We start from the raw sequence: 14,467 nt of genomic DNA, 5'->3' as shown, positions 1-14,467 counted from the left end.
CTCACGCCGCCCGCACGGCAGGCGGGTTCAGCCGGGTGAAGTCCGGCAGCCGGTGGTACGGGTAGTACGGGTACGGGGGTGTGGTCGCGCTCGCCGCGTCGAGGGCGGCCACGTGTTCCGGATCGAGCTGCCAGCCGACGGCGCCCAGGTTCTGGCGCAGCTGTTCCTCGTTGCGGGCGCCGATCAGGACGGTGGCGACGGTCGGCCGGGTGAGCAGCCAGTTGAGAGCGATCTGCGGGACGCTGCGGCCGGTGTCGGCGGCGATGCGATCGAGGACGTCGACGATGTCGTAGAGGTGTTCGTCGTCGACGGGCGGGCCTGCCTGCGCGGTCTCGTGCAGCCTGCTGCCCGCCGGAATCGGCTGGCCGCGACGAACTTTGCCGGTGAGCCTGCCCCAGCCCAGCGGGCTCCAGACGACCGCGCCGACACCCTGATCCGCGCCGAGCGGCATCAGTTCCCATTCGTAGTCGCGGCCGACGAGCGAGTAGTAGACCTGGTGCGCGACAGGCTTTTCCAGGCCGAGTTCCTCCGCGGTGGCCAGCGCCTTCATCAGTTCCCAGCCGGCGAAGTTGGAGACGCCGAGGTAGCGGATCTTGCCCGCGCGGACGAGATCGTCCAGGGCCGTGAGGGTTTCCGCCAGCGGGGTGCCCGCGTCGAAGGCGTGTAGCTGGAACAGGTCGAGGTAGTCGGTGCCGAGGCGACGCAGGGAGGCGTCGACCGCTCGGATCAGCCTGGCCCGGCTTGCACCGGCCTCGTGCGGGCCAGGGCCTGTCGGCAGGGCGGATTTGGTCGACAACAGCACCTGCTCGCGTCTGCCCTTGATCGCCGCGCCGAGCACCTCCTCCGAGGCGCCGTCGGAATAGACGTCGGCCGTGTCGAACAGGGTGACACCGGCCTCCAGGCTGATGTCGACCAGGCGCCTGGCCTGCGCCGCATCGGTATCGCCCCAGGCACTGAACAGGGCGCCACGTCCGCCGAAGGTGCCCGCGCCGAAACCGAGCGCGGGAACGAGCAGACCCGATGCGCCGAGCCGCCGGTACTCCATGAGAACTCCTAAAGGGTCTATAGTTCCGTTAACACTTCGGACAGTACACCCGATCCGCACTAAATGAAACAGGAGTTCCGTTATGAATCACGATGTCGCCTGGCCGGGGTCTGTTCGCCCAGGTGGGCGCACTGCCCGGGTCCGTGAGTCCGTCCTGCAGGTCGCCGGTGATCTGCTCGCTGACCGCGGCTTCGCCCACCTCGATCTGGCCGAGGTCGCCGCGACGGCCGGGGTCGGCAAGACCACGGTCTATCGCCGCTGGCGCACCCCGGCGGGGCTGGTCGCCGACCTGCTCGTCGACATGGCCGAGCAGTCGCTGCCGCGCACCGAAACCGGCACCCTGCTCGACGACCTCACGGCCAATGCCCGGCTGGTGGCCAAGACCCTCGCCGACCAACGGCAGGGCAATCTGTTCCGTGCCGTCATCGCCGCGGCCACCTGCGACGAGGTCACCGCCGCGGCGCTGCACACCTTCTACGACACCCGGCTCACCGAGTGGGCGCCCTGCGTCGATGCCGCTGTCGCGCGCGGCGAAGCGCCGCCGGGCACCGACGCGCGAGCGGTCCTGTCCGCGGTCTCCGCCCCGCTGTACTACCGGCTGCTCGCCAGCGGCGACCCCATCGACGAAGCCGCCGCCGACCAGTCGGCCAGGGCAGCCACCCTCGCCGCGATCGGCGGCACCTTCGTCCGCTGAGCGCCTACTTCGAGACGAATTCGCCCACCGGATGCGGTGCGGGCCCGGTGAATTCGGCCGCGGTCAGGAAGCCCCTGCCGCCCATGCCCCAGGTCGAACGGCTAACGGGTTGCGGCCGTGTCAAACCCGGCGGTCCGCTGCGTTCACAGTCGGCCGCCAGCCGGGGTCGCGACCGGTGAGGCCCAGCACGCGCTCGAAGGCGGGCGCGTCGTCGGGAACGGCGACCACCGGGCCGAACAGACCGGGCGTGCCGGACGGGTCGGTGTCGCGCAGGAATTCGTGCAGGATCGGCAGATAGCCCGGATCGATCGTCACGGACTGCCCGGTGGCGACCGCCAGATCCCAGGCGTGGATGGTGACCTCGTCGAGAGCAACCATCGCCATGACCGCGGCGGGCAGCACGACGCCACCGGCCTCGGCGTCACCGTCCCAGGCCTCGGGCACCCGCCAGGCGGCGGTCAGCGCGTCGAGCCGCGCGGGGATCAGGGTGCGCCAGTCGGCGGGCAGCGGGTCGTCGAGGCTGGGCGGCGCGGACCGGCCGTCGGACTCCTTGGTCGCGGCCTGCCGAAACGCCTCGGTCAGCCCGACGACGTGCGAGAGCAGCGTCCCCACGGCGGTGTCCACGCACGGCGTCGGCGCGGCGAGCTGATCGTCGGCGATTCCGGCGACGACGGTGGCGAGCGTGTGGGCGGCGGGGGCGAAGTCGAACTGCGGTTCCATGTGCGCTCCTGGGCGAGGACGGACTGCCTATACCGATACAGACGGACCGAGCGCTGTGATCTCATCGGCGCGCGGGTTGCCGAGCGGGCCGAATCGGCGCACGCTGGATGACGCAACGATCAGCGACATACGTGCGAGGCGACGACCGAGGAGCACCGATGATCGACTACGAAGCCGCCCGACCGCTGGACGAGGTCCCCGAGGCCGATCGGATCGAACAGGAACAGACGGCCTTCACCGCCGACGACCCCGACGACCCCGCCTTCTCCGATGCCGCCGACTACTCCGATCAGATGGCGGCCAATGTCGACCGCGATGCCTTCACCGCGAACCCCGCCGACGTGATCGAGCAGACCATCCCCGTCCCGTTCGACGACGAGTTCGTCGAGGACGAGGAGCAGTAGGCGCTCAGCCCGCGATCTTCGCCCGGACGGTCGCGTGCAGTTCGCGCAGGCTGGAGCGCTCGGTCGCGACCTCGAGCACGCGCAGTCCGTGCGCGTCGCCGACCAGCTCGACAGCCAGCTCGTCGGGGTCGACCTGGCGGTGCGGGATCCGGTAGGCGGCGCACAGCGCGGCCAGATCCATGCCGTGCGGTGTGCCGAAGACCCGCTCGAAGACGCCGGCGTACTGCGGGTCGCCCTGTTCGAGCAGTTCGAAGATACCGCCGCCGTCGTCGTTGGCGACGACGATCGTGAGGTTGTCCGGGCGCGGTTCCCCGCGCCCGATCAGCAGGCCCGACGCGTCGTGCAGGAAGGTCAGGTCGCCCATCAGGGCGACGGTGCGGCCGGGGTGGGCCAGCGCGGCGCCGACCGCGCCGGAGACGGTGCCGTCGATCCCGGCGACACCGCGGTTGGACAGCACCCGCACGCCGGGCCGCGGATGCGAGACCAGCGCCGCGTCGCGGACCGGGTTCGAGGCGCCGAGCAGCAGCTGATCGCCCTCGCGCAGCGCGTCCATGACGACGGCGGCCACATGCAGGCCGGTCGCCTTCGGGTGCGCCGACAGTTCGTCCCGCACCACCGACTGCGCCTGCCGGTTCAGCTCGGTACAGCGGGCCAGCCACTCCGGGCGCGGGGCGCCGGTGGTCACCGCGCGGGTGCCGGTGCCGACGACATTGCCGGAGACATCGGGCCAGCGCGGGCCGGTGGTCAGCGCGAAGACGATGACATTCGGATCGGCGAGCACCTTCGAGACCTGACGGTGCAGGGTCGGGCGGCCGGTGATGATCGCCTGCGTCGGCTTGAGCAGCGACAGTGCGAGCGGATGCAGGGCGGGACCGTGCATCGGCGCCGTCGGCTCGGCCACCGTCGGCAGCTCGGCGAGTTCGGGCAGCAACCGCGCGCCGTGCCCGGAGATAACCACGGTATCGGGCGTGAGGTCGATGTCGAGCGGCACGTCGAGGGTGGCGTACTGGGTTGAGGTCCACGGCCGTTCGTCGTCGCGGCCCGCGGGCAGCGGATCGTCGGACAGCTCGGGAACCAGCGGCTCGCGTAGCGGGATGTCGAACTGCACCGGACCGGCGTTGCCGGAACGGGTTCCGCGCGCCGCGGCGAGCACCCGGCACACCGAGGAGCGCCACACGCTGTTCTGGCGTGGATACGCCGACTCGCCCGCCTCGGCTTCGGCGAGCCCGAGGCTGATGGTGGCGCGGACCTGGCTGCCGAACAGCCCGAGCTGCTCGACCGTCTGATTGGCGCCGGTGCCGAGCATCTCGTAGGGCCGGTTCGCGCTGACGACGATCAACGGCACCCGCGCGTAGTTGGCTTCCAGCACCGCGGGCCCGAGGTTGGCCACGGCGGTGCCCGAGGTCATCACGACCGGGACAGGGCGCCCGGACGACACCGCGAGCCCGACCGCGAGGAAGCCCGCGGTGCGCTCGTCGATGCGCATGTGCAGCCGTAGCTGCCCCGCCGCGTCCGCCGCCTGCAGCGCGAAGGCCAGTGGGGCATTACGCGATCCGGGGCACAGCACCACCTCGCGGACGCCGCCGCGCACGAGCTCGTCGACGACCACTCGTGCCTGCGCAGTTGACGGATTCACAATCCCAGAGTGTCAGACGGGGGCACACCCGTCTGCCCCCGGCCCGCGTTGTCTGCGTCACCGCGCCGAGTTGCGCGCTGTCGTCGACGCCGCCGGAGCCGTCACAGGCGGGTTCTACCCGATAGCTAGATCAACAATTCCCGGTATTCACAAGAGTGCAAAAGGAATACAAACGAAAAGAAATCTGGCGACGGGTTTCGGGCCCGTCGCCAGATCTCGAGACCATCTCGAAGGAGCAGGTCGGTGTGCTCGATCAGGTCACGCGGCAGGCGCGGTGAGTTCCTGGATACCGGTGATCGCCTCGATGATGTTGACGATCGCGGAGGTGCCGCTGTCGATCGCGCCGCTGCCCGACTCGAGCACGCTGGAGCCGGCGGCCGAACCGCTGAGCACGCCGGCCGAGCCGGTGGACAGCTCGGCGAGCTCGGCAGAACCGGTGGCCGAACCCGTGTCGGCGCTGGCGACGGCCGGGCCGAAGAACATGACAGCGGCGGCAGCGGTGACACCGGCGGCGGCGAGAGTCTTGCGAGAGATCATGATCGACTTCCTTTCGACCTGCGCAATGCAGTCTTTAACGTCCGTACCGAGCGGAAGGACTATTTCGGGAATATCTCTTTCCGAAATCCGCTCGATTGGCAAGGTAATCGATCCGGTGCGGCGATAGCCAATCGTTCGCTGCGTTCGCTTCCGGCGAGGAATTGACGGCAACCCGCACTTTCCCTGCCGTTCACGTATGGGGTGCGATGGCTCACACCTCGCAGCGCGGAATTTACCCGCGACCGGGAATCTGCGTGGCCGCGCCCGCGCGGCAGCCCGTGACGTGAGTGTGGTCACTCCGGCACGCAAAAGGCCGGTGCGGTTCGAACGAACCGCACCGGCCTCTCGCCGACGATACTTGCGGGGGCTACCCCACCATGGGACTCAGCCCGCGTGCTTCTGCACCAGGTCGCCCACGCGCGGCAGGGCCTCGACGACGTGCTTCTTGGCCGAACCACGCATCGAGGAGTACACCTTCTGCAGGGCGGGACGGCTCGACGACTCGGCGCGGGCGTCGGTCACGGCCAGCAGCGACTCGGCGACCTCGTCGGACTTCGCGGTCAGCAGGTCGGCGAAGGTGCCGGCACCCGAGGCGGTGAATTCGGCCCAGTACGGCTGGAGCTGATCGAGCAGCTTCGGCGCCAGCGACGCCAGCGCGTCGGGAACGATGGTCGGGCTGATCTTCTTGACCGCCGCGTAGCCACCCTTCACCGCCAGGCCGGACGCACCACCTTTGTCCGAGACCTCGGCGTCGAGAACCTCGACGGCGTCGGCAAGGAAAGCCGAACGCTTGGTGTCGTCGAGCAGGGATTCAGACAGCGCTGCAACCACTTTCAGGTTCCTCCGGATCGGTTCGTTGAACGAGCAGCCGCAACTATACGCATCGGGTCGGCGAAACACGCGGCGACCGCTCGAGCTGCGGTGTTACGACCTCGTACCGGCCCGCCGGACGGTAGGGCAATAATCAGGGTCGTGACTTTCGATCCGAAGCTGTGGCGGCCCGTCCCCGGGTTCGAGGACCTGACCGACATCACCTACCACCGACATATCGAGCAGGGCACGGTGCGGGTGGCGTTCGACCGGCCCGAGGTCCGCAACGCGTTCCGCCCGCACACCGTCGACGAGCTCTACCGCGCGCTCGATCACGCGCGGATGTCATCGGATGTCGGCGCGGTGCTGCTCACCGGCAACGGGCCGAGTCCGAAGGACGGCGGCTGGGCGTTCTGCTCCGGCGGTGACCAGCGCATTCGCGGCCGCAACGGCTACCAGTACGCCGACGGCGAGACCGCCGACACCGTCGACACCGCGCGCGCGGGCAGGCTGCACATCCTCGAAGTACAGCGGCTGATCCGCTTCATGCCCAAGGTCGTCATCGCGCTGGTCAACGGCTGGGCCGCGGGCGGCGGGCACAGCCTGCACGTCGTGTGCGATCTGACGCTGGCCTCGCGCGAGCACGCGCGGTTCAAGCAGACCGACGCCGATGTCGGCTCGTTCGACGGTGGTTACGGCAGCGCGTATCTGGCGAAGATGGTCGGGCAGAAGTTCGCCCGCGAGATCTTCTTCCTGGGCAGGCCGTACACGGCCGAGGAGATGCACCAGATGGGCGCGGTGAACAAGGTCGTCGACCACGACGAGCTGGAGAACGTCGCGCTGGAGTGGACCGCCGACATCAACGGCAAATCGCCGCAGGCCCAACGGATGCTGAAGTATGCGTTCAACCTGCTCGACGACGGCCTGGTCGGCCAGCAGCTCTTCGCGGGCGAGGCGACCAGGATGGCGTACATGACCGACGAAGCGGTCGAGGGCCGCGACGCGTTCCTGGAGAAGCGCAAGCCCGACTGGGCGCCCTACCCCTGGTACTTCTGAGTAGACGGGCAGGTCCATGGAAATTCTCAACAGCCGGATCATCGTGCGGCCCAGCGACTATGCCACCACGCTGGCGTTCTACCGGGACGGCCTCGGGCTGGCTATCGCGCGGGAGTATCCGGGCGGCACGGTGTTCTACGCCGGGCAGGGGCTGCTCGAGGTCGCCGGGCACGGCGGCAGCGGGGAGCCGGGCCGCTTCGACGGCGCGATCTGGCTGCAGGTCCGCGATGTGGCCGACGCGGCGGCGGAGTTGGCGCTGAAGGGAATTGCGATCGAGCGCGCGCCGGTGCTCGAATCATGGGGCCTGTGGGAGATGTGGGTGCGCGACCCGGACGGTGTGGCGATCGTCCTGGTACAGGTTCCTGCCGAACATCCGATCCGGCGGGATCCGCGCTGGTCGGCGGAATGAACGAGTTGTTGTCGCGGCGGACCCGAGTTGCCGATCCGGGTCCGGCCGCGCACGATAGCTGCGAGCAAGCGCCCGACCGCCGCCGTCCGGACCGCAGTGCGAGTTGTCGTCCATCTACTGAATCGCAGTCGCTATGCCTGCCTTTTGGCGAACCGTTTTCCGGCAAACCGACCCGTTGGCCGGGTCTTGTCGGTCGCATGACACGATCGAAGCCGTGAGGGAGCGCAACAAGCTGTTTCGGGAGGTGGTGGCGTGAGCAGAACCCTGCGGACGCTGCAGATGCCGACCGGTTCCGGTGTCGGCGAAGTGCTTCCCCATCTGCGTCAGGCGCTCGACGGCAACGGCCCGGCCTGGCTGCCGATTCCGACCACCGATCGCCGCGAGGCGCGCAGGCTCTCCGACGCGCTGAAGCCGGGCGATCCGATCGACGACGATGTCGCCCTGGTGGTGACCACCTCCGGCACCACCGGCATCCCCAAGGGCGCGCTGCTGGGCGCAGAGGCCCTGCGGGCGAGCGGCAATGCCACCCACGACCGGCTCGGCGGGCCCGGCAGCTGGCTGCTGGCGCTGCCGACCCACCACATCGCGGGCATCCAGGTACTGCTGCGCAGCATCCTGGCCGGCACCGAGCCGACCGTGCTCGACGTGTCGGGCGGGTTCCTGCCCGAGGCGCTGGCCGGTGCCGTCGCCGCGATGCGCGGGCCGCGCCGCTACACCGCGCTGGTGCCGACGCAGCTGATCAAGTCGCTGGATTCGCCGGTGGCGGCCAAGGCGCTGGCCGAGCTGGACGGCGTGCTGGTCGGCGGGGCGGCGACGCCGTTGCCCGTCTACGAACGTGCGCTCGACGCGGGCATCACCGTCGTCCGGACCTACGGGATGAGCGAGACCTGCGGCGGGTGCGTCTACGAGGGCGTGCCGCTCGACGGCACCGAGGTGCGCATCGAGGACGGACGCGTGCTGCTCGGCGGCGCGATGATCGCCCGCGGCTACCGCAACCTGCCCGACCACCCGGCCTTCGCCGAACCCGGCTGGTTCCGCACCGAGGACGCGGGCACCTACGAGGACGGCGTGCTCTCGATCACCGGCCGCCTCGACGAGGCGATCATGACCGGCGGGCTGCTGGTGATTCCGCAGGTGGTGGAGGCCGTGCTGGCCAATCACCCCGGGATCAGGGAGTGCATCGTGCTCGGCCTGCCCGACGAGCGGCTGGGTCAGCGGGTCGCGGTCGCGATCGTGCCCGCGCCCGGTGCCGCGCCGACGCTGGACGAGATCCGCGCCCACGTCGTCGCCGAGCTCGATTCGATCGCGGCCCCGCGTGAGCTGGCCGTGCTGACCGAGATCCCGCTGCGTGGACCGGGCAAGCCCGACCGCGCCGCCCTGCGCGAACACCTGCTGGCCAACACCACCCACTGACGCTTGCGTGGCTCACGCCATCGCGACGCAAGGGCCGTGCAAGGCGGGCCGGGCACCGTAGGTCCCATGACTTACACACCCACTTCAGCGCTCGCCGTCGAGGCGGACGGTCTGGTCAAGGTGTTCGGCAAGCAGCGCGCCGTGGACGGGGTGAGCCTGGCGGTGCCGCGCGGCTCGGTCTACGGGGTGCTCGGACCGAACGGCGCCGGCAAGACGACGACCATCAAGATGCTGGCGACCCTGCTGCGTCCCGACGGCGGTAGTGCGCGGATCTTCGACCACGACGTCGTCGAGCGGCCCACTGCGGTGCGCTCGTTGATCGGCGTCACCGGCCAGTACGCCTCGGTCGACGAGGAGCTCTCCGCCACCGAGAACCTGATCATCTTCGCCCGTCTGCTCGGCCTGAGCAGGCCCGACGCCCGTCGTCGCGCCGTCGAGCTGCTCGACGAGTTCGACCTGACCGAGGCGGCGAACAAGCCGCTCGAGAACTTCTCCGGCGGCATGCGCAGGCGCCTCGACCTCGCGGCCAGCCTCATCTCCACCCCGCCGCTGCTATTCCTCGACGAACCGACCACCGGCCTCGATCCGCGCACCCGCGCCCAGATGTGGGACACCATCCGCAGGCTGGTCACCGAGGGCGCGACCGTGCTGCTCACCACCCAGTACCTCGACGAGGCCGATCAGCTGGCCGACCGGATCGCCGTGATCGACCACGGCCGGGTGATCGCCGACGGCACCGCCGACGAGCTCAAGGCCTCCATCGGCGGCTCCTCGGTGCACCTGACGCTGCTCGACCGCGAGCAGCTCGACGAGGCCCGCCGCATCGTCGGCGACTTCCTCGGCGTCGCCGCCCAGATCAGCCCGGAGGCGGGCAGGCTCACCGCGCCGCTGCCCGAGCCGAACCTCACCGCCGACCTGCTGATCCGCCTGCGCGACTGGGAGATCGGCGTCGAGGAGATCACCGTCTCCAAGCCGACCCTCGACGAGGTCTTCCTCACCATCACCGGCCATCCGGCCGACGAATCCGACGACACCGAACGGAGCGCGGCATGACCGCTGTCCTCACCGCTCCCGCGCCCATCGCCGATATCGCCCAGGTCAGCGATCGGGTGGGGCTGCGCGAGACGATCTCCACCTCGTTCACCATGGCCTACCGCGGCCTGCTCAAGATCAAGCACAATCCCGAGCAGCTCTTCGACGTGACGGTGCAGCCGATCCTGTTCACCGCGCTGTTCACCTACATCTTCGGCGGCGCGATCTCGGGCAGCGTCGACAGCTACCTGCCCGTGCTCATCCCCGGCATCCTCGTGCAGACCGTCGTGCTCACCTCGGTGGTCACCGGCACCCAGCTGCGCGAGGACATGGACAAGGGCGTGTTCGACCGCTTCAAATCCCTGCCCATCGCCCGGGTTTCGGCCCTGGCCGGTGCGCTGCTGGCCGACATGGTCCGCTACGGCATCGCCTCCACGCTGACGATCATCGTCGGCTTGTGCCTGGGCTACCGGCCCGGCGGCGGCTTCGCCGGTGTGGCCGTAGCCTGCCTGGTGGTCGTGGTCTGCTCGTTCGCCATCAGCTGGGTGTGGGCCTTGGTCGGTGTCACCGGTAAGAGCGCCGCGTCGGTGCAGGGCATCTCGATGATGGTGATGTTCCCGCTGACGTTCATGTCCGGCGCGTTCGCCCCGGTGAGCACCATGCCGGGCTGGATGCAGGCGATCAACCACGCCAATCCGGTGTACTACATGGTCAACACCTGCCGAGACCTGATGAACGCCAACGTCTACAGCAGTGACCTCGTGTGGTCGCTGGTCGGCTCGCTCATGGTGATCGCGGTCTTCGCACCGCTCACCGTGCGGGCCTATATGCGCCGGGCCTGAACCCGTGCTACCGCAACGGCATCCGATCCGTCAGGGGTCGGGTGCCGTTGTCGTCGCGGCGCAGGCCGGAGATCAGCTCGATGATCCGGGTGGCCGCGGCCATCCGGCGCACGCCCGCCGCCCGCCGCACAGCCAGGTCCATCACCTCATCGCCCACCGTTCCCCGGTGCAGCGCGAGATGACGGGCCAGTTCCATCGATGGTCCGTCCTGCCTGGCCACCGAAGCCCGTGCCAGGGTGAGCAGTTCGAGGCCCTCGTTCCTGGCGGTTCCGGTGGCCAGCAGATAGGACCCGAGCGCGCACGCCACCGCACCGATCTGCGGCAGGTCGAAGTACAGCGACAGCCGCTCCTCGGTGGTCACGATGATCTGGGTCACCAGATCGGTGACCGCGTCGGCTCGGCCGTGCAGCACGTGCGCGCTGACCGTGGCCGCCGAGGTCATCAGCGCGCCTGGACCGGGAGTGAGCTCGAATGCCGGCCAGCCGAGCAGGGCCAGGGCCCGGCGGTAGTGCTGTAAGCCTGCGTCGATGTCGCCGTCGGCGAGTTCGAGTTCGGCGACCGCCATGGCGGCGGCCGAGAGCCGGTGGTTGCGGCGGATCGCGGGGTCGTCGACCAGCTTGACCCCGGAATCATCTTGGCGCAGTGCGAAGTCGAGTTCCGCGCGAGCCTGCTCCCGCCTGCCGCTGCCGATCAGCGCCGAAGCCAGGAAGCAGCGGCTCTCTATGATCTCTTCGTGGACCCTCAAGCGGCCCATCAGCTCCAGCGCCCGCTGGTAGTAACCCACCGCCTCGCCGTAGCGGGCGGACTGACCGCGCAGCTGGGCGAGATGCTGGCACACCATGGCCGTGCCCCACACATCCGCCGATTTCAGATCTGCCAGTGCGTGCAGCGCGTCGCTTGCCGAGCCCGCCACATTGCCCGCATTCTCCCAGAAGCTGGCGCGCGCCGACCAGGCCGCGATCCGCACATGCGGATCGGGTGAGCGCGCGCCTTCGGCGAACAGCCTGCCCAATCGGAAGCCGTTGGGCCGCACGGTGATCAACCGGCCGAGCAGACGCAGACCCGGATCGAGATCGGGGTGCGCGCTCAGCCGCCGCGCCCGCAACCGGACCGTAGCCACCGGACGGGTCTCGGCGCCGTTGAGGAACAGCATGTGCAGACAGGTCAGCAGGTGCGCGATCATCTGTAGGTCGGCGGCGTCACCCGACGACGGCGCAGGCGGCGGGACGGCCACCAGCCGCAGTGCCCACCCGGTGAATTCCAGATGCGAACCGCGCATCACCCACAGCACCGCGACCACCGGGAACACCGAATACGCGGTGGGCGCGTCGGCGCGATCGGTGGCCGCGCGCAGCACGGCGACCAGGTTGTCCAGCTCGGCGGTCAGGGCGATCACCACCGCGACCTGGTCGCCCTCGCGATAGTCCCGGGCGGCGCCGATCGCGAATTTCCGCGCCCAGCAGGCCATCCGGTCGTCGACCAGCGCCGTTTCGGCGCCGTCGGTTACGGCGTCGACGGCGGCCAGCTGTTCGGCGCCGAACTCGCGGACCGTCTCGAGCATGCGATAGCGGATGCCTGCGCCGTCGGGGTCGTCGAGCACCGTGAGCAACGACTGTCCGACGAGGCCGTCGACGGCCGCGGCCGCGTCGACTACGTCTGCTCCCGCCGCGACGACCTCCGCCGCGGACAGGGTGAACCCGGCAGGGAACCGACTCAACCTGCGCAGGACCACCTGTTGATCGGGATCGAGCAGATTCCAGCTCCACGCGATCACCGCATGCAGCGTGCGGTGCCGGTGCGGGGCGGCCCGATCACCGCTGCGCAGCAACGCGAAACGATGCTCGAGCTTGGTCTCGATCTCGGCTACGCTCATCGTGCGGACCCGTGCCGCGGCCAGCTCGATCGCCAGCGGCAGGCCGTCCAGCGTCCGGCACAGCCGCGCCACGGTGTCGGGGTCGAGCCGCACATCGGGGCGCACCGCGCGGGCGCGGGCCGAGAACAGCTCCGTCGCGGGCGAACCCGCCGCGTCGATCGCCAACGGTGCCAGCGGATAGACCGACTCGGCGGTGATCGCCAGCGGTGACCGGCTGGTGGTGAGCACCGTCAGCTGTGCGCAGGCGCCGACCAGATCGGCGACGAGCTCGGCCGCCGCATCGATCACGTGCTCGCAGTTGTCCAGTATCAACAGGGTGGGCCGGGCCGCGAGTGCCTCGCGCAACAGCCTGCCCGCATCGAATCGCCTGCCCGGCCAGAGGCCATTCGGTTCACGCACCACCTCGCCCAGTCCCAGCACATGCGCGATCGCGACCTCGATGTCGGTCGCGGTGTCCGAGCCCGCCGATTCTGGCTGCACGGATGCCAATTCGACCAGGACGACCGGCAGCGACCGAACCAGCCGCGCGCCGACCGCATTGGCGACGCGTGTCTTGCCGGTGCCACCGGGGCCCAGCACGGTGGTCACCCGCGAACGGTGCACCAGCTCGGCGATCGCGTCGAGATCGGCGGCCCGGCCGAGCAACTCGTTGGGCGCGGCGCGGAGGCCTATAGCGGTGAGCGGGTGGCTGCGCTGCTGTCTGTCCGATGCTGCGGATGGCCGGTCGGGTGATGTATGCCAGCCGTCGGACGCGACATCCGGCCAGCCCTCCGGCGCCGGATTATCGGATCCGCCCGCGATACTCGCCCGTGGTCCTCGTGCGGGCTCCGCGATCCCGCCACCGACCGCGGTAGGACGCGAGGTGGATTCAGGCGCAGCTACACCGTCAGCAGCTTCCAACTGCTGACCGTTGCCACCGCGAACACCCCGATCGGCGGTCGATGAATCCGCGACGCCGGGTGTGGAGGGATGGCCATCGGCCGGATGGTGTGCGGAGGGCCTCGACTCGACGGAACGATCTGCGGACGCCCACGACTCGCCCGAACGATCCGCGGAGGTGCCCACCTGGCCCGAACGGCCTGCGGAGGACCGCGAATCGACCGAACGATGTGGGGAAGGCCGGGCGCCCGGGAGCTCGATCGGGTCGCCCCGGAGTACGGCGGTGTTGAGGGCGAGCAAGGTCGGGCCCGGGTCGGCGCCCAGTTCTTCGATCAGGCGCAGCCGGTAGGTGGCGAAGGTCTCGAGTGCGTCGCTGGTGCGGCCGTCGGCAGCGAGCAGCCGGATGAGGGTCGTGTGGGCGGGCTCGTCCAGGGGATGGGCCGCTGCGTCGGCACGGGCCAGCGGAACAGCTGCGGCCAGATCGCCTCGGCTGGTGTGGGCGGCGAGTTCGGTGCGGTCCAGGTCGCGGCGTAGCTGGTCGGCGGCGGCGCGCAGGTCCTCGGCGGGGCCGGAATCGGGGAGGTCGGCGCCTGACTCGCCGCGCCACAGCGCGCGGGCGGTGGCGATTGCGGCGAGGCTCGCTGTGGTTTCCCCGGTCGTGAGGAGGTCCTCGGCGCGGCGGGCCAGGGCGGTGGCAGCGGTCAGGTCGACACTGCCGGCGGCCAGGGTCAGCCGATAGCCGGCGGGGCCGATTTCCAGCGCACCGTCGGGCAGCAGGGCGCGCAGCCGGGAGACCTGCGTGTGCAGGGCGTTCATCGGAGCGCGGGGCGGTTGATCACCCCAGACCTCGTCGACGAGCGACTGTGCGCTGCGGGCCCGGCCCGGTCGCACGGCGAGGGCGGCGAGCAGCAGTCTGGCCCGTGCGCCGGGAAGCGCGACCAGGGCGCCGTCACGCCGGATCGCGATCACGCCGAGCACCCCCACGACCAGGTGGGAGGCGGCCACCGCGACGGTGGGAGGCGGCCCGTCGGGGCCGAGATGCTGTGCAGACATGCCGGAAGTCATCGTAGGCGAGCACGGCGACGAGCTCCCGTTTCCCGCGGGGCGCGACACCACG

At 70.1% G+C, this 14,467-nt stretch carries 13 protein-coding genes; 7 read left to right on the top strand and 6 right to left on the bottom strand.

What is annotated here, in order from left to right:
- Nucleotide 1: 1 nt before the first annotated feature.
- Entirely contained in the window at nt 2–1,045 is a 1,044-nt protein-coding gene (locus IEY60_RS07785; RefSeq protein WP_189025584.1) for an aldo/keto reductase, read from the bottom strand.
- Nucleotides 1,046–1,127: 82 nt separating this feature from the next.
- Here IEY60_RS07785 and IEY60_RS07780 point away from each other — a divergent pair, with 82 nt between their 5' ends.
- A complete protein-coding gene (locus tag IEY60_RS07780; protein ID WP_189025582.1) occupies nt 1,128–1,739 on the top strand; it encodes a TetR/AcrR family transcriptional regulator in 612 nt (203 codons plus the stop codon).
- Nucleotides 1,740–1,859: 120 nt separating this feature from the next.
- Here IEY60_RS07780 and IEY60_RS07775 read toward each other — a convergent pair whose 3' ends face one another.
- Complete coding sequence (locus IEY60_RS07775) at nt 1,860–2,459, bottom strand: TIGR03086 family metal-binding protein (RefSeq protein ID WP_189025580.1); 600 nt, start codon at nt 2,457–2,459, stop codon at nt 1,860–1,862.
- Nucleotides 2,460–2,617: 158 nt separating this feature from the next.
- Between IEY60_RS07775 and IEY60_RS07770 the strand changes: the two genes are divergently transcribed.
- Nucleotides 2,618–2,863 (top strand): Rv3202a family protein, encoded by a 246-nt coding sequence (locus IEY60_RS07770; protein ID WP_189025578.1) that lies wholly within the window; start codon nt 2,618–2,620, stop codon nt 2,861–2,863.
- A gap of 4 nt (nt 2,864–2,867) precedes the next feature.
- Here IEY60_RS07770 and menD read toward each other — a convergent pair whose 3' ends face one another.
- The 3 genes from menD to IEY60_RS07755 form a co-directional block, all read right to left on the bottom strand.
- Entirely contained in the window at nt 2,868–4,499 is a 1,632-nt protein-coding gene (gene menD / locus IEY60_RS07765) for a 2-succinyl-5-enolpyruvyl-6-hydroxy-3-cyclohexene-1-carboxylic-acid synthase (RefSeq protein ID WP_189025576.1), read from the bottom strand.
- Between the two features lie 258 nt (nt 4,500–4,757).
- Nucleotides 4,758–5,036, bottom strand: coding sequence for a hypothetical protein (locus IEY60_RS07760; RefSeq protein WP_189025574.1), 279 nt, complete (start codon nt 5,034–5,036; stop codon nt 4,758–4,760).
- A 384-nt stretch (nt 5,037–5,420) separates the two neighbouring features.
- A complete protein-coding gene (locus tag IEY60_RS07755) occupies nt 5,421–5,867 on the bottom strand; it encodes a DUF6918 family protein (RefSeq protein WP_189025572.1) in 447 nt (148 codons plus the stop codon).
- A 141-nt stretch (nt 5,868–6,008) separates the two neighbouring features.
- Here IEY60_RS07755 and IEY60_RS07750 point away from each other — a divergent pair, with 141 nt between their 5' ends.
- From IEY60_RS07750 to IEY60_RS07730, 5 genes are all read left to right on the top strand, one after another.
- Entirely contained in the window at nt 6,009–6,902 is an 894-nt protein-coding gene (locus IEY60_RS07750) for a 1,4-dihydroxy-2-naphthoyl-CoA synthase (protein WP_189025570.1), read from the top strand.
- 16 nt (nt 6,903–6,918) lie between these two features.
- Nucleotides 6,919–7,311 carry a VOC family protein gene (locus IEY60_RS07745; RefSeq protein ID WP_189025568.1) on the top strand — a complete coding sequence of 131 codons (393 nt, stop codon included), beginning with the start codon at nt 6,919–6,921 and terminating at the stop codon, nt 7,309–7,311.
- 279 nt (nt 7,312–7,590) lie between these two features.
- Nucleotides 7,591–8,724 carry an o-succinylbenzoate--CoA ligase gene (gene menE / locus IEY60_RS07740; protein ID WP_189027369.1) on the top strand — a complete coding sequence of 378 codons (1,134 nt, stop codon included), beginning with the start codon at nt 7,591–7,593 and terminating at the stop codon, nt 8,722–8,724.
- 66 nt (nt 8,725–8,790) lie between these two features.
- Nucleotides 8,791–9,777 carry an ATP-binding cassette domain-containing protein gene (locus IEY60_RS07735; RefSeq protein ID WP_189025566.1) on the top strand — a complete coding sequence of 329 codons (987 nt, stop codon included), beginning with the start codon at nt 8,791–8,793 and terminating at the stop codon, nt 9,775–9,777.
- On the top strand, nt 9,774–10,598 hold the full coding sequence (locus IEY60_RS07730) for an ABC transporter permease (RefSeq protein WP_189025557.1): 825 nt from the start codon (nt 9,774–9,776) through the stop codon (nt 10,596–10,598). Before IEY60_RS07735 ends, IEY60_RS07730 begins: the two co-directional genes overlap by 4 nt.
- Before the next feature lie 7 nt (nt 10,599–10,605).
- On the opposite strand, the gene IEY60_RS36190 is transcribed toward IEY60_RS07730, so the two are convergent.
- Nucleotides 10,606–14,403 (bottom strand): AfsR/SARP family transcriptional regulator, encoded by a 3,798-nt coding sequence (locus IEY60_RS36190; protein WP_189025555.1) that lies wholly within the window; start codon nt 14,401–14,403, stop codon nt 10,606–10,608.
- Nucleotides 14,404–14,467 lie beyond the last annotated feature (64 nt).

The organism is Nocardia rhizosphaerihabitans, from assembly GCF_014646295.1.
Lineage (GTDB): Bacteria > Actinomycetota > Actinomycetes > Mycobacteriales > Mycobacteriaceae > Nocardia > Nocardia rhizosphaerihabitans.
The sequence above is the reverse complement of the archived record's forward strand: the minus strand, read 5'-3'. Positions and strand labels throughout refer to the sequence as shown.